General features: G+C 62.7%; 24 protein-coding genes. 9 read left to right on the top strand and 15 right to left on the bottom strand.

What is annotated here, in order from left to right; translation table 11 throughout:
- Positions 1–55 precede the first annotated feature (55 nt).
- Positions 56–190, bottom strand: coding sequence for a hypothetical protein (locus G7Y85_RS20485; RefSeq protein ID WP_277817175.1), 135 nt, complete (start codon positions 188–190; stop codon positions 56–58).
- Between the two features lie 175 nt (positions 191–365).
- Here G7Y85_RS20485 and G7Y85_RS14260 point away from each other — a divergent pair, with 175 nt between their 5' ends.
- Positions 366–569, top strand: coding sequence for a hypothetical protein (locus G7Y85_RS14260; RefSeq protein ID WP_166258412.1), 204 nt, complete (start codon positions 366–368; stop codon positions 567–569).
- Positions 566–1,456 (top strand): SMP-30/gluconolactonase/LRE family protein, encoded by an 891-nt coding sequence (locus G7Y85_RS14265; protein WP_166258415.1) that lies wholly within the window; start codon positions 566–568, stop codon positions 1,454–1,456. Before G7Y85_RS14260 ends, G7Y85_RS14265 begins: the two co-directional genes overlap by 4 nt.
- 63 nt (positions 1,457–1,519) lie before the next feature.
- Here the strand turns inward: G7Y85_RS14265 and G7Y85_RS14270 are convergent, their stop codons facing one another.
- The 11 genes from G7Y85_RS14270 to G7Y85_RS14320 all read right to left on the bottom strand — a co-directional run bounded on the left by G7Y85_RS14270 (position 1,520) and on the right by G7Y85_RS14320 (position 10,762).
- Positions 1,520–3,472 carry a relaxase/mobilization nuclease and DUF3363 domain-containing protein gene (locus G7Y85_RS14270; RefSeq protein ID WP_166258418.1) on the bottom strand — a complete coding sequence of 651 codons (1,953 nt, stop codon included), beginning with the start codon at positions 3,470–3,472 and terminating at the stop codon, positions 1,520–1,522.
- A gap of 235 nt (positions 3,473–3,707) precedes the next feature.
- Complete coding sequence (locus tag G7Y85_RS14275) at positions 3,708–4,247, bottom strand: S26 family signal peptidase (RefSeq protein ID WP_166258423.1); 540 nt, start codon at positions 4,245–4,247, stop codon at positions 3,708–3,710.
- Positions 4,244–4,486 carry a chromosome partitioning protein ParB gene (locus G7Y85_RS14280; RefSeq protein ID WP_166258426.1) on the bottom strand — a complete coding sequence of 81 codons (243 nt, stop codon included), beginning with the start codon at positions 4,484–4,486 and terminating at the stop codon, positions 4,244–4,246. Before G7Y85_RS14280 ends, G7Y85_RS14275 begins: the two co-directional genes overlap by 4 nt.
- Complete coding sequence (gene parA, locus G7Y85_RS14285; RefSeq protein ID WP_166258431.1) at positions 4,483–5,121, bottom strand: ParA family partition ATPase; 639 nt, start codon at positions 5,119–5,121, stop codon at positions 4,483–4,485. Before parA ends, G7Y85_RS14280 begins: the two co-directional genes overlap by 4 nt.
- Before the next feature lie 208 nt (positions 5,122–5,329).
- On the bottom strand, positions 5,330–6,118 hold the full coding sequence (locus tag G7Y85_RS14290; RefSeq protein WP_174839784.1) for a replication initiator protein A: 789 nt from the start codon (positions 6,116–6,118) through the stop codon (positions 5,330–5,332).
- An 80-nt stretch (positions 6,119–6,198) separates the two neighbouring features.
- A complete protein-coding gene (locus G7Y85_RS14295) occupies positions 6,199–6,489 on the bottom strand; it encodes a helix-turn-helix transcriptional regulator (protein WP_166258437.1) in 291 nt (96 codons plus the stop codon).
- 349 nt (positions 6,490–6,838) lie between these two features.
- Positions 6,839–7,849 carry a hypothetical protein gene (locus tag G7Y85_RS14300; RefSeq protein ID WP_166258440.1) on the bottom strand — a complete coding sequence of 337 codons (1,011 nt, stop codon included), beginning with the start codon at positions 7,847–7,849 and terminating at the stop codon, positions 6,839–6,841.
- A 49-nt stretch (positions 7,850–7,898) separates the two neighbouring features.
- A complete protein-coding gene (locus G7Y85_RS14305) occupies positions 7,899–8,600 on the bottom strand; it encodes a hypothetical protein (protein ID WP_166258443.1) in 702 nt (233 codons plus the stop codon).
- 404 nt (positions 8,601–9,004) lie between these two features.
- The gene (locus G7Y85_RS14310; RefSeq protein ID WP_166258446.1) at positions 9,005–9,766 is read right to left on the bottom strand and encodes a DUF2285 domain-containing protein; all 762 of its coding nucleotides are present in this window, start codon (positions 9,764–9,766) and stop codon (positions 9,005–9,007) included.
- A gap of 338 nt (positions 9,767–10,104) precedes the next feature.
- The gene (locus G7Y85_RS14315; RefSeq protein ID WP_166258449.1) at positions 10,105–10,452 is read right to left on the bottom strand and encodes a DUF2958 domain-containing protein; all 348 of its coding nucleotides are present in this window, start codon (positions 10,450–10,452) and stop codon (positions 10,105–10,107) included.
- A 19-nt stretch (positions 10,453–10,471) separates the two neighbouring features.
- Positions 10,472–10,762, bottom strand: coding sequence for a hypothetical protein (locus tag G7Y85_RS14320; RefSeq protein WP_166258452.1), 291 nt, complete (start codon positions 10,760–10,762; stop codon positions 10,472–10,474).
- Between G7Y85_RS14320 and G7Y85_RS14325 the strand changes: the two genes are divergently transcribed.
- Together G7Y85_RS14325 and G7Y85_RS14330 are read left to right on the top strand one after the other, a co-directional pair.
- A complete protein-coding gene (locus tag G7Y85_RS14325) occupies positions 10,761–11,069 on the top strand; it encodes a helix-turn-helix domain-containing protein (protein WP_166258889.1) in 309 nt (102 codons plus the stop codon). The two genes, G7Y85_RS14320 and G7Y85_RS14325, sit on opposite strands and share 2 nt — an antisense overlap.
- 79 nt (positions 11,070–11,148) lie before the next feature.
- Positions 11,149–12,189, top strand: a complete 1,041-nt coding sequence (locus G7Y85_RS14330) for an endonuclease/exonuclease/phosphatase family protein (RefSeq protein WP_166258455.1) — start codon at positions 11,149–11,151, stop codon at positions 12,187–12,189.
- A 45-nt stretch (positions 12,190–12,234) separates the two neighbouring features.
- Here the strand turns inward: G7Y85_RS14330 and G7Y85_RS14335 are convergent, their stop codons facing one another.
- Together G7Y85_RS14335 and radC are read right to left on the bottom strand one after the other, a co-directional pair.
- A complete protein-coding gene (locus G7Y85_RS14335) occupies positions 12,235–12,543 on the bottom strand; it encodes a DUF736 domain-containing protein (RefSeq protein ID WP_166258459.1) in 309 nt (102 codons plus the stop codon).
- Positions 12,544–13,153: 610 nt separating this feature from the next.
- Positions 13,154–13,666 (bottom strand): RadC family protein, encoded by a 513-nt coding sequence (gene radC, locus G7Y85_RS14340; protein ID WP_166258462.1) that lies wholly within the window; start codon positions 13,664–13,666, stop codon positions 13,154–13,156.
- A gap of 323 nt (positions 13,667–13,989) precedes the next feature.
- Here radC and G7Y85_RS14345 point away from each other — a divergent pair, with 323 nt between their 5' ends.
- The 4 genes from G7Y85_RS14345 (at position 13,990) to G7Y85_RS14360 (ending at position 17,318) form a co-directional block, all read left to right on the top strand.
- Positions 13,990–14,433, top strand: coding sequence for an Rrf2 family transcriptional regulator (locus G7Y85_RS14345; RefSeq protein WP_166258465.1), 444 nt, complete (start codon positions 13,990–13,992; stop codon positions 14,431–14,433).
- Positions 14,434–14,435: 2 nt separating this feature from the next.
- On the top strand, positions 14,436–15,359 hold the full coding sequence (locus G7Y85_RS14350; protein WP_166258468.1) for an NAD(P)/FAD-dependent oxidoreductase: 924 nt from the start codon (positions 14,436–14,438) through the stop codon (positions 15,357–15,359).
- Entirely contained in the window at positions 15,356–16,030 is a 675-nt protein-coding gene (locus G7Y85_RS14355) for a class I SAM-dependent methyltransferase (protein ID WP_166258471.1), read from the top strand. The genes G7Y85_RS14350 and G7Y85_RS14355 overlap by 4 nt, the downstream gene beginning before the upstream one ends.
- Positions 16,031–16,622: 592 nt before the next feature.
- A complete protein-coding gene (locus G7Y85_RS14360) occupies positions 16,623–17,318 on the top strand; it encodes a helix-turn-helix domain-containing protein (protein ID WP_166258474.1) in 696 nt (231 codons plus the stop codon).
- A 6-nt stretch (positions 17,319–17,324) separates the two neighbouring features.
- Here the strand turns inward: G7Y85_RS14360 and G7Y85_RS14365 are convergent, their stop codons facing one another.
- Positions 17,325–17,576, bottom strand: a complete 252-nt coding sequence (locus G7Y85_RS14365) for a helix-turn-helix transcriptional regulator (RefSeq protein WP_166258477.1) — start codon at positions 17,574–17,576, stop codon at positions 17,325–17,327.
- A 415-nt stretch (positions 17,577–17,991) separates the two neighbouring features.
- Between G7Y85_RS14365 and xth the strand changes: the two genes are divergently transcribed.
- Complete coding sequence (gene xth / locus G7Y85_RS14370) at positions 17,992–18,765, top strand: exodeoxyribonuclease III (RefSeq protein ID WP_166258480.1); 774 nt, start codon at positions 17,992–17,994, stop codon at positions 18,763–18,765.
- Positions 18,766–18,819: the final 54 nt, after the last annotated feature.

Raw genomic sequence — 18,819 nt, forward strand, 5'->3', positions numbered from 1 at the left:
TCTCCTCGCTATTTTCTTTGTATATCCCTCAAACACCACACCGCATTTCCTACCTTCAGCGCAGAAGATGCGGGCCGTTCCGTGGCGTGAAGCGCGACGAAAAAGCAACAGCCACGCCGCCATGGCGTTCCTTCGCCGCGGATGTCATCTCTTTGCTCTGCACGCCAAGACCTTCGTTGATCCGGATCACGGCCAACACGCGATCGCTAGGGCGACGCACTTACGGCGTATGTTGTCCAGCAGATTTGGGACGCCTGCGGTCACCGCTCTTGGCCGCACGTCCTGCCCCGTCAAACTCCGCTGAGCGCATTGCCTGCGCTCAGTGGCTTTCATTGACATATTGTACATAAATGATGATATTGTCAATGACGATTATTTTATCTATTTATAACAGCGGAACGGACCCTGTGCCGAATAAATTCAGGCAGCACCACAGCCCTTCGAGCGGGCGAGATCGATTCGTGGAAAGCCTTGCCATTCCCGCCACAGCAGTCCGCACGGAAAAGGCACATGCCAATGACGACGCGAAACATGTAAGTGGCGTGCCGACGGTGGTGGCCAAGGTGTGAATACGCCAGCGTCGCCTTTCTCTTGCTTATGGGCTGTTGCCGCGACGCTTGGGGAGAGTCCTTGCTGGACTCAGGGATCGCTGTGGTTTGTCGACATAAAGGGTTGTCGCGTCCACTGCTTTGAAGAGTCTTCTGGCGCTTGTCACAGCTGGCCAGCCCCTGCAGATATCAGCTTCATTGTGCCCGACCACGTGGGGCAATTCATCGTGGGCCTTCCAGGCATGCTCGCTCGCTTTTCGCCGAAGAGCGGGCAGTTCGAGCCTATCGTGACGGTGGAACCTGACCAGCCTCATAACCGACTCAACGACGCATGCGTCGATCACCGGGGTCAACTATGGTTCGGCTCGATGGACAATATGGAGCGAGACTCGACTGGCGCCCTGTATCGCTGGAATGGCTTGGCAGCGCCGACCTGCCACGATCGCGATTATGCGATCTCGAATGGGCCGGCATTCAGCCCCAACGGGCGCCACTTCTACCACACCGACACGCTGAGGAAGGTCATCTATCGCTTTATCGTCAGCGACGACCACGAACTACTCGAGAAGCGTCCGTTCATTCAGATCGAAAGCGGTGCGGGATGGCCAGACGGAACGACAGTCGATGCGGAAGGCTGTCTGTGGGTTGCCATGTACGGTACAGGATCAGTCCGACGTTACTCACCTAACGGCGAACTGCTGGCAACATTTTTTTTGCCTTGCACAAACGTTACCAAATTGATCTTTGGCGGAAGTGATCTTCTGACCGCCTTCGTGACCACAGCAAGGCAGGGGCTCGATATGCAGACACTTCGTACGGAACCACTCGCCGGCGGCGTTTTTTCAATGCGCGTGAAGGTCCCCGGCCTACCTGTGGTGCCTGTGCGCGTGCCTGACACATGGCGCTGATGGGCCCCTCGGGAGTGAAATGCATGAGGGCATTTCCCGATACTGGTCGGCTCATAAATGGCTTTATCGCAGCAATTGCCCTCTTCGCCACCCCAGAGTCCACGAAGCGTGTCCATCGCGTACCACCGCAGTCAATGCCCGCCCCAGACGTGGCTCGGTGGCATGCGGCCAAGGCACGAGGCTGAATCCCGAGCCATCCTCGAGCACAGCGAAACGTCCACTGGCAAGCTGCACGCTGCGGCGATAGACACCGCCGACGCGCTCGCCGTCAGCAATGGGGCGATACGCCAATCCGGTGTCGTCAGCAATTCCCTTTGCGGCAGTCTCGACGTCACGACTGCGTAGCGTCGCCAGCAGATTGCGCGCAAACATTACGCGCTGGCCGCGCCGCTCGGCTAATCCCTGTTCGACCAGGAAGTCGACGCGCTGCCGCAGCGCCGCGCGCACCTCGCCGCCAAACCCTTGATCCGATGTGCCGCCCGCGTCGCCAATTAGCTGCCGGTCCAGCCAAGTCGCGCCGATGGCACGCATCTGGCGCTCGATCGGCAGCTGCGAATGCAGTTCGACTGCGGAGTTATTAGCGCGCCGTGCGTCATATTGACGACCACGCTCCGGCAGATCGGTCGGCACGTGCCATACACCTTCGGCGACGCGCTCCACGATGCCGGCGCGGCGCAATGCTTCGAGCCGCCGCACATGCGCCGTTACATATTCCTGCGGATCGCGATCCGGACGCTCCACCCGCGCGATAGCGACGTGTTGCTCAGTTCGGTACAGGCCGTCTGAGGCTAGCTCTGCAATAGTCTGGTCCGCCGCGCGCGCGTTGTTCCCGATCCGGGCTTCCACTATGCCGCCGATCGGATATTGACTGAGGTCCGCTTTCACGGACAGCGCAACGTAATGCGCACACCCGTCGACACCGTCCACCACCAAGTAGCCACGATCGTGCAGCTCATCGGCGAAGCCCTTGGCGGCAATTCGGCCGACGACGGACACAGCCTTCGCCCGAGGTTCAAATATCAAAAAATCGCGGCGCGCATCACCCATCGCCCGCTGCATCGTACGGACGATGTCACCGCGCTCGCCCATCGCGCGCAGTACCGGCCTGGCGGCGTCGTGCAGCGTCCAAACACCCGCTTGTGATTCTTGCGCGAGCCCCAAGCGCTGCAGGTACTGCAGACGACCGATCAGCACCCCACGCTGCGATGTGTTCACAGCGAACGGCCTCAGGTGGATCAGGCCATCCTGCATTTCGCGCTGCAGAACGCGGTCGAGGCTGGTCCAGCGTTCTTGTTCCACCTCGCGCTGCAGGGTCTGCTGGATTTCCCGTTTTGTGCGCGGTCCCAGCCACTCGGTCGCCAACTCTGCGGCGCGCTCGCGCATACCGTGCGCGATGTAGTCACGGGCGATGATGAGGTCCTTGCCGGCGTCGTCTCTGCCACGCAGCACGATATGGGTATGCGGGTTGTCGGTGTTCCAGTGGTCGACCGCGACCCAGTCCAGCCGCGTGCCCAAGTCGGCTTCCATCCGGCTCATCAGGCTGCGCGTGTAGCGATGCAGGTCTTCGAGGGCGTCGGCGTCCTCGGGCGAGACGATGAAACGGAACTGGTGTCGGTCTTCGCTGCCGCGCTCCCGAAACGCCGCGAGGTCCGCTTCGTCGGTCGCCGGCCCGTAAGCTTTGCCCGGCTCGCCATCGCGCCCCACGCCCTCGCGCTCGATGTAGCGCAAATGTGTTTCGATCGAGCGCGGGCCGGTCTTGCGCAGGTTCACCAAACGGGTCTTGATGGTGGCGCGGCGTGCGTTCGCCATCAGCGCGTGACCTGTAAATCGCGCCGCGACATGGCCGCGACCGAACCGCGCACCCGGACGTCGGCCGCCCTTCCCGTGTCGTCCGCGCAACGGCAGGCCACTCGCCTTGCTGGCTTCCTTCAGGACCTGGGAGACGAAGCGCGGCGGACGATTCTTCGGAGCGCTTGGCCGCACGCGGAAGCGATCGTCGTCGCTGCGCCGGCTCATGGTGTTTCCACCGTATCGCTGGCGGCACGCAGACAATGGTCGCGCGTGCCGTCCCTTCCGATGTGCAGACAAGGCTTTGGGCGGCCGACCGTGCCGCGACCTTTTATCTTGCCCGGCTTTTCCGGCAAGCCTTGACCTGTGCACTTCCTGCGACAGGACCGACGAATCGCCTGCATCAAGACTGCAACGCGTAGTGCAACTGACGGACCGCCAGTCCGCGATGCTGGCCGCATGTTCATCGCGAATCCCACGTCCACAACGGACGTGCGACGCCCAGCACGTCGCTGACGGAGATCGGACCGAAGTAGCGGCTGTCGAACGACGCCGGGTTGGTGGTGCTGAGCAGGAACAGCTCGCCATCCCGCAGGCGTCGGCACTGCGACCAAAGGGGCAGCGGACGGCCAAGGCGATCCGCCGTCAACGCGACGCCAACCGTGATGCCGTCAATGCTGAGCTTGCGGTCACGCATGCACAGCCGGTGCGGCGCGACAGCCGCCACTGGCTTGAGCAGCGGCACGCGCGACGGCAGATAGCGCCGCTGCGCCGCCAGTGCCGCAGCGTCTGCCGGCAGACGCGCAAGGACGAAGCGGCCGGTGCGCGGTGCAGCCGCAGCATCCACGAGGTACCAACCAGGCGGCACGCTGTCGGATGCGTTGTAAACGATGCGCGGCAGAGGCGTGCACAGCCACGGTCCGGCGAGTGCAGCGACGCTGCAGATCGCGCACAGTGCAATGCCGATTCGCATCGCGCCGACGCGCTCGTATCGAGTGTTCATGAGCTCGGCTCCGGATATTCGCGCTCGAGCAGTCCACGCAGCATTTCCGCCACCGTGATGTCCTGCGTAAACGCGGCGACCTTGATGCGGGCACGCAACGCCGGCGTCACGTCGAGCGTCAGGCGCGCGCTGTATAGGTCGCCCTTGCTGACAGCAGCGCCATCGCCCTGCCGTATCCATGCTTCGACCTGCGGATTGGCTTGCGGGCGAAGGCCAATACCGGTACGCCTGGCGCTCATGCACCAAGCCTCAGCACTTCATCGGTCAGGGCCGCAATCTCGTGCGCAGCAGCGCTGTCCGGCGCCAGCTCGCGTGCCAAGCGCCCGGCGGCGACGCTGTCGGCGAAGACGATGCGCTGGCGGATTTCGGACAGCAGCACCGGCAGCGATTGATCCGCAAGCGCACGGCGAGCCTCGCGGCCAATGATGGTGCGCACGACGCGCCGACTGACGACGAAGGCCGCGCGCAATGTCGGCCGGAACATCTGCGCCTCGCGGATCAACGCCACCATCTCGGCACTGGCCCAGACGTCGTAAGCGCTGGGCTGCACGGGAATCAATACCAAGTCGGCCGCGAGCAACGCTGAGCGCGCGAGCGCCGCGATCCGCGGCGGCCCGTCGATAACGACATGGTCGACGCTGCGGGCAAGTTGCGGGGCTTCCTGATGCAATGTCTCGCGGGCCAGACCGACGGCGCCGAACAAGCGCGGCCAGCCTTGCTGCTGGCGCTGTTGCGTCCAGTCCAGCGACGAGCCTTGCGGATCGGCGTCAATCAGGATCACCGACCGGCCCTGCGTCGCCAGCTCGCCCGCCAAATGCGTGGCCAACGTGGTCTTGCCGACCCCGCCCTTCTGGTTGAGCAGGGCGACAATCATGGGGCCACACCGAATGCCGAACGGCTCGCGCGGCTTTTCCACTGACGCGCGTTGCGACTGCTACTGGTTAGAGCATTTAGGTTAGATACGTTAGGGCGCCCGGAAATCCACGCCGTCATTGGGTTTCCGGCCGTTTCGTGCGCCTGATAGCACGAGCCGGATACGCCCGATAGCACGAGTCCCCTTGCGCCCGATGGCACGAGTCGATTCACAGCTTGTCCGCAGCTTGTCCCCGTGCCGTCGACGACACCGGCCGGAACGCCAGCCATTCCGTTGCCGACGACGACCGCGTGATGGCGAGGACGTAGCCCGGCAACGACTGCCGTGCGACCAGCGCGCGCAGATCGCAGGCAAAGTCCGAGAACCGCGCCAGGCTGCCGGACTTGCGGTGCAAATGCCGAAAGTCGAACCGCCAGCCGTCGACCTGCCGCCCGCCGTGCTTGCGCACGAGACGATATAGCCAGCGCTCGATGCCGCCGCTGAGCCGGAAGTAGGCCGGATCGATGGTCAACACCAACGTCGCCTCCAGCACACCGGCGTAGAACCAGTCCGGCAGAATCAACTCGATGCCCAGCGGCCGACGACGCGCATCGGCGCGCTCCTTCCACTCGTTGATCCACGAGAAGCGGTGCAGGCGTCGGCCGGTGGTCTCGCGGATCGAGGTCGCGACGCTGGTCGACTGCAGACGGTCGAGCGCGGCCTTGAGGCGCTGGTAGTCGCGCACTGACGTGCCGCGGTTGATGAAGCCCAGAATCTCGTGCGGCGTCGCGCTCATCCAGCGCGACGTGCGGATGCCGGCATCGCGGGCTTCGACAATCTGGCTGGCCGCCCAGATCAGGATGTCGGCGTCCCAGATGGTCGCAATGCCGTGCTCGGCCGTGCCTTCCACACGCACCGTCACGCCCCCCGAGCGGAAGTCGATCGGCACTGTGCGCTTGCTCTTGGCCAATGAGAAGAACGGATACGCCATCAGGTCCTGTGCATCGCGCGGCGCCATGTCGCCCGGCAAAGCGCGGAACAGCTCCAGCTGTTCGCGCCCGCGTGCGCTGGCCTGGGGTGCGGACACCAGCAGACCGCTCAGCGGCCACGAGCGGCAATGCCGGCGCGATGTGCCGCGTACTCGGGATCGAAGGTCGCCTCGAAGCTGCGCCCGTCAGCCCAAGCCTCCAGATCGGACAACGCATACAGCACGCGCCGCCCGAACTTGCGGAATCGCGGACCGCCGCCAATCACGCGCTGCTTTTCCAGCGTGCGCGGCGACAGCCGCAGAAATTCAGCGGCTTCGTCGTTGGTGAGATAGCGTGACTGAGCGGTCCGCGGCGCGGTCGCAGCAGCCACGGCCGACGGCTGGAGCGGCAAGGGTCTCACGGCAGGGGCCTCCATCGATAACGATCGCCGGCAGGCAAAGCGCCGCCGGATGGAGACAGTCTCGGGAAAGGTCGGCGTCCTGCTCAGGGACGTTTTACAGCTTCGGCAAAGCGTCCCTGAGCAGCATTCGCGCTTGGGACGCTGCCCATCGGACCCGTCAAACCTCGGGCTAAACAAGTGAGGCGAGATTTAATAGCGAGGACTGGTACCCACCATGCCTAGCGTCGGCAGTATGCCGCCCAATGTCTGCTAATCGACAACCGCGTTCATCGAATGCAGGCGCTTAAAAGAGCGAATCGATCACCGCTGGTCCGAAACATTATTGAGCCTTGGCGGCCGAACCGCCCTCTCAGCGATCACCGTTGAGTCGGAAGCCATTGGAGTCGCAATCGTCGTTCCATTGGTCGCCAACTAGCTTGAAAACGTACTCGCACGGATGGCCTGGCTCATCCATCCAAGTTGAGCAGTCCTTTTCGCGAAACAGTCCCCAAACCTCAGCGGCCCGCTGCCAAGGATGGACGACGATCAACACACCACGGATGAAATCGAACTCCATCAGCAGGCCGGCCTTGCCGAACGTGCCCTGGATGCAGGGCTTTCCCTCGAACTCGGGAACGTCGTGAATCAGCATGCCCTGTCGCCCAAACCCAAGCATCCAGAGATCGCCGGTGACGGGTGTCGGGAACAACGAGTCGTCCCAGTACACCGGCCTCAGCGCCTGTACTTCCGTGAGGCTCGGCGGGATGAGGCTAAGGTTGATCACCAGAAACGTATTGGGCTGCACGAACTGATCCCGCTTCACGTTGCCCCGCGTCTTCTCCAATAGCGTGTCGATGACGGAAACCAGCCGCGGAACCTTGTGTGCCTTGGCCGCATACGGCGCAATTTCTGAAGTCGAGGTCGCCACCCTGGCGCCTGCGGCGCGATGATCCTCGAGGTCAGCTTGCGATTCGAAAGCGCTTTCGAGCGCAGCATCAATACCGCGATCTCCATCGACAACCGATAACGTTTTTACCTCGAAGTGAATCGGGCCGCGATCAGTGTCCCACTTGAAGTCCGGGGTCTTGATCTTCGTCTCTGGGATTCTTTCCAGGTGAATGCCTTGGGCGGCGCACAGAGCGAGGAAATGAGCCTCGCCGAGTTTCTGCGCGAATTCGTTCACCGCGGCAGAGTGCAGCGAAAAATTGGGGGCCGATGCAATCGCAACGAGCTCGTCTATCAACGCAGTTAGCGATGGGCTGCCTGCTTCGGCCGCCTCGACGTCGTCGATGGCTTGGCGAAGAAACTGGACATAGGCGTTCGGCGCAACGCCGCTAGCATTTTGTTGCGCAGCGATGATCGCCTGAGATAGACGCCCCATTTCCCCTCCAATCAAAATGGCCCCCGGCAGTAGCCGGGGGCCGCACGCATCAGGCATGCAACGGCTTGCGGTCCGCCGGGAACCTCAGCTCCGGATCCACCCAGTCGTCGTTCACACTGCCGCTAGCCGAAATATCGGGATGCCCGAAGCCGGCCTTGCCCGCGACGCGCGGAAGATTCACCGTGACAATCATATCGATCTGGTCGCCGCAAAATGGACGGTCTTCGTCATTGGACCCGTTGTATGAACCCGTGACTGCGATCTCCACCGCATCGCCGACATTCTGGACTTCGGCAGACTCGTAGTACGCTTCGTCGAAGTACGCATTCGTCTCGGCCATCACGCCGGACAGACAGTCGGAGATGTAGGGATCCTCTTCGGGCAACAGCACCTCCATCACGTACGACTCCAACGAGTCGTAGATCCACGCCTTGCCGGAAAAATGGTGCTGGCTCGCGAGGAATCCAACGAGGGCCTTTGCCAACTCGATGCTATTGGGAAGATCGGGCAACCCGTTGAGGCAGCTGCGGCGTTGATTCATCAACCGCACGTCAGGCACAAGCACGGCGGCCTCGTCGAGCTGATGCAGCGGGTAATCCGATTCCGACAGCAGCGCAGCGTGAGTGTTGTAGCCGAAAAAGGCGGCCACGAGCTCGCGCGCGTGACTTGCCTTCAGCCTGCCGTCAGCAACGGCATCGGCCGCGTGAGCGCGGAGAAAATCGGAACAATCCTTGGAAATATCGTGTGGCATTGAAGTAGCTCCATAAAAGGCTGGACTTGGTAGTAGTTGAAAGCGCTTAAGAACTACTTACGCCAGCGAATTACAGAGATGCCAACGAACGAGTAGCCAAACCACCGCATCGTCTTTTTGGCCGCTTCCAGCCATGGCATTCGACTCCGCGGTTAGCATACCACCGCGAAGTGCCGAAGCGATATTCGCCACCTGTAAATAGATGCAGGCGCAGATGCGGCCTCTATTCAGCCCTGCATCGACTCGGCGGTCAGTTCGGGCGGGTGACGTTCGCTATGCCAATATCAGCCGCTCAGACGAATCAGCTGGTGAACTGCAGTTGGCACAACCGCTCTTAGCCGACGAATCCGGCTCCTATGGTTAGATGGCATGTAAATGGATTGGTGACGATATCGAACTTTTGGTCACCGGCCCCCACACAGTAGCTGCCGATACCCGCCCTGCATGAAACGCTGTCCGCGCCGAACCAACCGGCGCACATGGGCACGCAGTTCGCTATCGCCATGCCAGCGTTCTGCAACCGCCTCCTGGCCGAACAATACTTCGGCCAACTCTCGCTGCGAGGCGCCAGCCTGCGTGCCATCGAGTGCCTGCATTGTGAGCAAGTGAAGTAGCGAAGCCCTGCCCGGCCGGTTCGAAGCAATTGCAGTGCGGCGTCCCGCAGCAGTGGCATCGAGCACCGCCAACTCGGGCCCGGTAGTGCGCAAGCGCTCGTTGAGCCGAGAGCCGGCGCGCACCGCATAGGCGTAGGCCATGCCGTCCGCCAACATCGGCGACAAAGCCAAACGCAGCGTGCGATCAACCAGCTGGCAGCTCAGCACTAAGCGCCGGCCGTCATGAAGTAGACGCTTGCGACCGGGAATGCTCCAGAGCCGGAACGGTGGTGCCGCATGCGGTGGATCGTCATCAGGCCGCACGAGTACCAGCCGATCCGGATCGGGCGTCCAGTCCGGCTGCGCGTCCCGCGCATCGCGGCCAGGATCTTCGAGCAGGCGCAGGCCCCACCGCAGCGCGTGCCGTTCGTGCGGTCGGCGGCGATACCGCTGCCAGTCACATCGGTAGCCAGGATGTCGACGCAGGTATTCCCACGCCAGCGCCGGACCGTCCAGATGAAACACATACAGATAGGCGGCAACGGGATGCCAGCCGATCGCCGGAGCCCTCATGGCGCAATCTCCTGTCGGGGGCCAGGAATTGGTTGCCACTGGAAACGCCGGCAGCGTCAGCACACCAGCGTTCGGATGTGACGGAGTCAATCCAATCGCTAAAGAACGGAAATTGTTGTCGCGGCAAGCGCGTTGAATCAGTGCACAGTTGCAGCGTGATTACGCGCAGGATGGCGCAACGTGCCGGGTGGGTTCTTGCCAATCGCGTCCTGGCGCATGCCATCGAGATCAGACGAGACCACTGTTGCGATATGCGTCCGCTTCCAGACCGGAGAAGAGCAACCAACCTCAAGCTGCAGGCGCATGAACCGCCAGCGGCGGTCGCCGTCCGTTTCCGATCAGTCGTTGATCGAACCTTCGGCCTGCGCGAGCCGCAGATATTCCGACAGCGTGCGCCGCGGCTTGAAATACAGATCGCGCTCGACCGGCTGGTCCAGCGGACCGTGAATCGTGCACAGCTCCGACAGTCGCACGTGCCCGAGTTCCGGCATTCCCAAACCCAGATCGCGCAGCCCAAACGCGGTGTCGCCGTCGCGAGGGTCGATTTCGGTCAAAAGCCAGGTTGCGTGCGCATCGGGCGTGAACAGTCGCACGACCGGCAGTAGGTCGATCTCCTGACCCTGGGCATGGGCGACGCCGTTGGCGAGTAGCTGCGCTCGCTGTTCGTCGGTGATGAGCATCTTCATCGTCGCCTCCCTGACGGTTTCACTCAAGGCGAAGCGACAGCGGCACGCTTCTACGCCGACGCGCAAAGCCGACAATGCGCGGATACGCCATGACGCCGATCCTCAAAGGTGGATTTGCACCAATGCGGAAATCCGCAGAAGCGCAATCCCGAAATGCAACGGAAGCACGGAAACACGGAAACGGATTGCCGCTTCTGGCCGAAAACCCATTCAACGTCGCTTGAACCTGCGCAACGCCGTCTCGACCATTTGTTCTGTAGTTTAATTTAACGTGGTTTTGATTGTGGCGACGATCGACGCTCTTGTCCATGCAGAAGCGCGCGATCCAGCGAGGCCGGCCCAAAGGAACCACCACGTACGAAGTGGCGCCCGCGCTTGCCTTCGGTGCCGCGGTGCGCGCCGCCAGAACGGACCAGGGCATCGCTCAGGAAGGCCTGGCGCACCGCGCCGGCATCGAGCGCTCGCACATGGGCAAGATCGAGCGCGGCGAGCATCTGCCGAATCTGGCGCTCGTGCTGCGGATCGCACGGGCGCTGGGTATCAGCTCAGCGTTGCTGATGCAGGACACCGAAGCCCGCCTGCCGAAGCGCTGGCACAAACCACCCGCGGACGGCTGACTGAGAAGCACGTCATATTTCCGACGCGAGGACGGGTCTAGCATCCTGACCAGGCAGAGGGAAACGTCGGGGGTGCGTCATGCCGTACTACGCCGGACTCAAGCAGATCAAGGACGCCAAGGTCCGTGAGCGCACGATCGACGGACTGCAGCGCCTGCGACCGGCATTGTCCACTGCCCTGCCCGCACGCACTGCAACCGACACGCTGCTGCTGGCGACCTGGAACATCCGCGAGTTTGACTCGGGCAAGTACGGCTACCGTGGCGACGAGTGCTACTACTACATCGCCGAGATTCTCAGCCGCTTCGACCTGATCGCGATCCAGGAAGTGCGCGACGGCCTATATCCGCTGCAACGGTTGCAGCGCCTGCTCGGCAGTTGGTGGGATTTCATCGTCACCGACGTCACGCTCGGCACGTCCGGCAACTCCGAGCGCATGGCCTACCTGTTTGATCGCCGCAAGGTGAACTTCACGGGCCTCGCGGCCGAGTTGGTGTTGCCGAAAGACAATGGCGCCAAGACCGAACCGGTGCAGATGGCGCGCTCGCCATACGTCGCGGGCTTTCGCGCCGGCTGGGCGTATCTGACGCTGGTGACGGTGCACATCTACTACGGCACCGGCGTCGCTGTCGATCCGCGGCGCCTGGCCGAGATCACGGCTTTCAGCAAAACCGTGGCCAAGAACGCCGGCAAGCTGTCGAGCGCGCCGCAGTACGAGCCCGGTCAGCCGCCGACGCTGGACAACCTGATCATGCTCGGCGACTTCAACATCTTCAATCGCAAGGACGTGACGATGGAGGCGATCACCAGCGCCGGCTTCCTCGTCCCCGATGAGCTGCAGGGCGTGCCCGGTTCCAACGTCGACAAGAACAAGCACTACGACCAGATCGCCTACCTCAAGCGCCTGACGCACCTGAAGCCGACCGGCAAGGCCGGTGTGTTCGACTACTACGAGCACGTCTACCGGTTCGCGGACGAAGCCGAATACGCGAAGGAACGCGAGAGCAAGCCCGGCCGCAGTTTCAAGGACTGGCGCACCTATCGCATGAGTGATCATCTGCCGATGTGGATCGAGTTCGGGATCGACGACGGCGACGCCTATCTCGATTCTCTGAGCTGAAAAAGAAGAGCGCCCCGCCGCAGCGGGGCGCCAAGGCTGCGAGCGTCAGTCGCTCTTGCTGCGCGTCCAGATCAGCGTGTGTGCGCCGTCCTCGTCTTCGACCAGGCGGGCGTAGATCGTCGCCGGAAACGACGGGTCGTCGAGCGTCACCGACAGATAGGGCCGGTCGGCCTGACTGACTTTCTTCCACGCCGCGCCGATGTCGTAGCTGCCAGCCGCCTGGATGCGATAGTCGGGGCCGTTCTCGCTGCTCTTGTCGTTGGGGACGATCTTGACCTTGACGTTCAGTGTCAGCGTGCGGACGGTGCCGGCGTAGCCGTTGCCCTGTGCGGTAAAGGTGCCGATGTTAGCCATGGTGTTACTCCTTTCATGCTTGCAAGGTCGCCCTTTGCGGCCTTGTCGTGATCCGCAGGGGGGAGGGTCGGGCTGGCTGCATCGCTTGCGACCGCAACAGCGTGGAGGACCGGGAGAACTGGAGAATTTGTGCGGCGAGGAGGCGCGCAGCGCCGGGGAAATTGTTCGGGTCGGACGGTTGCAGCGCCAAAGCCCGAGGCGCAGCCGATCCCTCGCCAGGATTCACGACCCGCCAAGGCCGTACCGGGCGAACCTTGCTGAAAGGCGTCATGACGGAATCGGCATCCCGCACGAGGACTCCGCCAGCTCCGTGCTGACACCGCCAGGTCTCGTCTGCCAACGACGGCGTCCCCCTGCAGCCCGGACAGCAGCAAGACCGACACACGGCGTGGAATCGTCATGAGCTCTCCGATCGGCCCATCGGTGCACCACCCCTTCGGGATGAGTGAAACAGCCGCTGCCAGCGTCGTGGATGGGGCCGCCCCAAGCAACTCAGCGCAGCGAACAGCAGCGCAGCCAGGCGTCTGATGCCATGGCGAAGACTTGAGAGACTGGCAATGCGCTCAGTCACCTGGCAGGGAAGACGAAAAGGGGGCTTGCGCCCCCTTCCCTACAAGATGCCCCGCTCGGCGAAGGAGACGACACTGTCGCCGGCGACGACCAGGTGGTCCAGTACGCGCACCTCGACGAGCGCCAGTGCCGTCTTGAGCCGCTCCGTCAATGCGCGATCCGCTGCGCTCGGCTCCGCGACGCCCGACGGATGGTTGTGGCAGAAAATGGTCGCCGCCGCATTGCGTGCCAGCGCCTCCTTGACGACTTCCCGCGGATACACCGCCGCCCCGTCGATCGTGCCCCGGAACAGCTCCAGCACTTCGATCAGCCGATGCTGCGCATCAAGCATCACCGAGACGAAAACTTCATGCTCGCGTGTTCCCAGCATCAAGCTCAGGTAATCGCGGGCGACCTGGGGCGAACTAAATGTGGTTCCACGCCTCACACGGCGGGCCAGCACCTGGCGGGCTCGCTGCAAGACCTCGTCGGCGGTCGCCGTACGGTATTCGCCGCAGGCGTCGCGAACGAACAGGTCGGTGGATGCGTCACGCGAGAAATTGAGATGCGACATGTCGAGCTCCAATGGTCTCGGGCGGATTGCCCTGGACCGGAGCCCTCACGCCGCAGCGCAGCCGTCACAGACTCGCCGCAGGCGACTCGGCGAGTAGAGGAGCGAAAGCGAGCAACGCAGCGTCTTGACGGCGAGAACGACGTGATACGGTGAAATGGACAGGCAAAGCCGCCCACTCCGCAGTCCCGGCAAGCGGAGCGCGCAGGCCGTGGAGGCATCCGCAGGCGTCAGCAACTGTCTTGAATGTCAAGCCCTCGGCTCGATAAGCGTTTCATTGCAGCCTCGCCTTGACACATGGTTCTATATGTAACATCATTAGTTACATGAAACGCGACAGCCGCCTGTCGTCCGTCTTGCATGCGCTGCTGCACATGGCCGAGCAGGAGGGGCCCGTCACCTCGGACGCCCTGGCGCAATGCCTGGGCACCAACCCAGTCGTCGTCCGGCGCACCATGGCGTATCTGCGGGAAGCGGGCATCGTGACTTCGGATCGAGGCCACGCGGGTGGATGGCGCTTCCATGCCGACTTGGGCTCCGTCACCCTGCGCCAGTTGCACGAAGCGCTGGGCGAGCCGGCCATGTTCGCCATCGGCAACCGCAACGAGGCACCGGAGTGCCTGGTCGAGCAGGCGGTGAATGCCGCGCTCGAAGATACCTTTGCCGAGGCCGAGGCGCTGCTGCTGAAGCGGTTTTCGGAGATCACCCTCGCCGATCTGGCCGCAGACTTTGCGCGCCGACATGCGGCAGTGCGACGCAAAAGGAGTTGACCATGCACCATGACGTCATCGTCATCGGCGGGAGCTATGCGGGGATGGCCGCAGCCCTGCAACTGGTGCGGGCACGCCGGGCCGTGCTGGTGATCGATGCGGGCGAGCGGCGCAACCGCTTCGCCAGCCATTCGCACGGCTTTCTCGGCCAGGATGGCGTCCCCCCCGGCGAGATCGCGGCGAACGCGCGCCGCCAGCTCGAAGCCTACTCAACGCTGACCTGGCTCGAAGGGCGGGTCGAAGCCGTCACAGGGCAGGCAGATGAATTCACTGTCACGACGTCCGACAGCGGATCGCACCGAGGCCGCCGCATCCTGTTGGCCACCGGCGTGGCCGACCAGCTTCCTGCCGTCGACGGACTCGTCGAGCGTTGGGGCAAGTCGGTCTTCCACTGCCCGTACTGCCATGGCTACGAACTCGGCCAGGGCCGCATCGGCATCGTCGGCACCAGCCCGATGTCCATCCACCAGGCCGAACTGCTGACCGATTGGGGCAGTGTGACCTTGCTCGTCAACGGCGCCGTGGAACTGAGTCAGGAGGACAGGTCCACCTTGGAGCGTCTGTGTGTGACGATCGAGGAGGCGCCCATCGACAGAATCGAAGGGCAAGCCGATGTGGTGATGGCCGATGGGCGCCTGCTTCGATTTGCTGGCCTGTTCACAGCGACGCGGACTTCTCCTTCCAGTTCTCTGGCCGAAGCGCTGGGCTGCGCGCTGGAAGAGACGCCCATGGGCAGCCAGGTTCGTACCGATGCCGAGAGCAAGACCTCGGTAACTGGCGTATTTGCCTGCGGTGACGTCGCGCGGGCAACCCATTCGGTGTCGCTGGCCGTGGGCAATGGCGCCATGGCAGGCGCGCAGATTCACCGGTCGCTGCTTTGGCCTGAGACCATCGCCCCGGTGCAAGCGGAAGGCCGCGTTCGATGACTCCGCTTTCCGACCCGCCTGCTGTATCAAGCTATGCAGAGAGGACCGCGAGAATCGTGCCGGGTCTTCGGGATCTGCACCGGATGACAGGCGTGCTGTTGGCCGAGCGCGCGCCGGCCAACGCGCGCATCCTGGTGCTCGGCGCCGGCGGCGGGTTGGAGTTGAAGGCATTTGCCGAAATGCAGCCAGGCTGGCACTTCGAGGGCGTAGACCCTTCCGCCGAGATGCTCGAACTCGCCCGCAAGACTCTGGGGCCGGAGGCGGCTCACGTACGCTTGCACGAAGGCTATATCGACAGTGCCCCCAAGGGGCCGTTCGATGGCGCGACCTGCCTGCTGACACTGCATTTCCTGCCACCGGCCGAGCGCCTGAAGACGCTGCAGGAAATACACCTGCGACTCAAGCCCGGTGCGCCCCTGGTCGTCGCGCAACACAGTTTTCCCAGCGAAGATACCGTCAGGGACAGATGGCTCGCGCGCAATGCGGCATTCGCGGCTGCTTCCGGCGTGCCTGTGGCACAGGCCAAAGGCAGCATCGCAGCGATCAAAGAGCGGCTGCCCGTGCTTTCACCGCAGCAGGATGTCGATCTGCTTCGCGAGGCAGGCTTCACGGATATCGATCTTTTCTACAACGCGTTCACCTTCAAGGGCTGGATCGCCCACCGACCATGAGGGAGGGAGTCAACTCGGCCCCATGTGACACGATGCCGCTCTCTCAGCATCGGTGCGCCCAGGTGCAGGCCCTTCTTTCCATGGCCTGGTGGCCCTCTTCGTCGTTGCTGAAAACGGTGACTGCACCATCCCTCCCGATGGCTACATCAAGTGTGTTCTTCGAGACGTCGATACCGACGACTGCTCCATTGGCCATGATCTCTATGTCCCATCCTTGCAAATGCGAATGTGGTTCCTGCAACTGTTCGGGATTGCAGAGACCAGTCGCAGACATGCGCTCAGGACTGACGCACGGGCTTGAAAGCACCGAGGGATAACGAGCTACATGCTGCGGCCAATCACCGGTGCCAAACGTCACCGGGCGTGATCGGCACTCCGATCACGTGGCAACGAAGATACAAAGGATCGAAGCCGAATGGCCGCGACTCGACGAGACGCGGGGCAATTGCCCGCAAGCCCGACGGCGGAACGCCGGGACGCGCCTGCGCCTGGATGGCCACTGGGGTCAGGTCACTGTCGGGCTATTGTCGTGTCGCCCTCAGTGCCGGTTTTTCATACTCCGCCACGTCGATTGGACAAGGTGGAGCAAGACATGAGCACCTCAGAAAGCATTCCGAAAGCTCGTCTGCTGACGCCCGCCGAACTAACCCCGTGCATCAGGCTGTTTCGCGAAACGCGGCACTGGTCGCAGGAACAATTGGCGGCGATCTCGGGCCTCAACGTACGCACGATCCAGCGCATCGAACAAGGCACATCCGCCAGCTTCGATACGCGCCGCGCACTGGCCGGTGCGTTCGGCTTTGAAGACATCGATGCGCTCAACAAGCCGTTCACCATTCCGACGGGTGAGGACATCAAGGCGGCACAAGAGAAGTTCGACCGCGAGCACGTTACGCTGACAGCGAGCCCGCTGACCACGGGCAGGCAATTGGCGAAGCTGGCCGAGGCCTGCACGATGGATATGTCAGAGCCGGCGTTCGAGATGAGCCGCGAAGCCGAAGAAACATTCGCCGCGCTGATCGACTACTTCCGCGACTATCGCGATTGCGCCAGCGAGTACAGCGAATCGCAGAAATTCGAGATATACGACGACATGCAATCACTCATTGACGCCCTTAAGGCATTGGGTGTTTCCCTGCGCTACGCCGAGCGCCGGGTACAGGTGAAATTCGGAACAGACGCGGACAACAAGCCGTACCGGACAGAAGTGGCGTACGTCGTGGCATTCCCGCTCGGCCAAGAACCCGAGCAGTTCGCAACTCCGAAGTCCGCCGGCATCAGCATGTAACTATTTCTATGCTGCTCGACCTTCGGCTCTGTAGCGATCCGGAGCTTCAATCCAGGTTTGAAGCGCGGCTGATGGCCACCCACATGCTCGACCACCGAGATTGACCGGCGCAGGAAATCTACCTGCGCCGATCCGTCGATAGATTGTGGCTCGGCTCAGACCGGTGATTCGGACTATGTCAGCCATGCGAAAGAACGCCGGGATCGGAAAATTGCTCCGCGTCGTCGTGAGATTGCCGAGTACATCTTCGTCTGACATTGCGATTCTCGCTGTGAATTCACAGGCGTCAGGCTGATTCAGATTATCTCGTCGGCAAACCCAGCACAGCGCGTTGGAGCGAACAGCGGCGGATTACCGAAGGTCGCGCAACCGTACTTTTCACCGCACTCAGCGTGATGTATCCAGTCCGCCCACATAAAGTACTGGTCGAGCCGGAAGGGAAGAGCAAATCTTGTCCAATCCGCTTGTGACACCGAGGTTTCAAGCCTTCTCGATTTGGGGGTCGCCACTTATGGACAACTTGTTAACAGCGGCTGTGGGTATCTTGGCGTCACAGGCTCACGCTATCCGGATCAGCCAATAGCAGTTGACGCGCAATCTTGGGGGCCTCAATGGGGGCCTCATCAAGTAAGTAAAATTAAATATCCATATAAATCAGTATGAAAGTTCATTTATGAAGATCGCCACCTGGAACGTCAATTCGCTGAAAGTGCGGCTCCCGCACCTGCTGGACTGGCTGAACGCCGTCGATCTCGACGTGATCGCGCTGCAGGAGATCAAGACGCTCGACGACGGCTTTCCGTCCGCCGAGCTGGCGGCGGCAGGCTATCGCGCGGTCAGCAACGGCCAGAAGACCTACAACGGCGTCGCGTTGCTGGCGCGCGGCGAGTTGCGGGACGTGGTGCGCGACATGGATGGCTTCGCCGACGATCAGAAGCGCGTGATCGCGGCGACGATCAACGGCGTTCGTTTCGTCAGCGTCTATGTCGTCAACGGCCAGTCGGTCGGCAGCGACAAATACGCGTACAAGCTGCGCTTTCTCGATGCCCTGCATGACTACCTCGCCGGCGAGCTGGACCGGCATCCGCTGCTGGCAGTCGGCGGCGATTTCAACATCGCGCCGACCCCGCAGGACAGCCACGATCCGGCGATCTGGGAAGGCGGCGTGCTGTGCTCCGGGCCGGAGCGCGCCGGCCTGAACCGCCTGCTGGCGCTGGGCCTGCACGACGCCTTCCGCCTGTTCCCGCAGGCCGCCAACAGCTTCACCTGGTGGGATTACCGGCAGGCCGCCTTCAGCCGCAATCTCGGCCTGCGCATCGACCACTGGCTGCTGTCGACCCCCCTGGCCGCCCACGCGCGCAGTGCGCACGTCGATCTCGCGCCACGGCGCCTGGAGCGGCCTTCGGATCACGCACCGCTGATCGTCGATCTGATGCCGGGCGTCTGAGTTTGCTGCGGTTTGCCGGGTTCTGAGACGGGGTGCGCGATCACCGGCCGCAGA

The organism is Solimonas terrae (genome assembly GCF_011067135.1).
GTDB classification, from domain to species: Bacteria; Pseudomonadota; Gammaproteobacteria; order Nevskiales; family Nevskiaceae; genus Solimonas; species Solimonas terrae.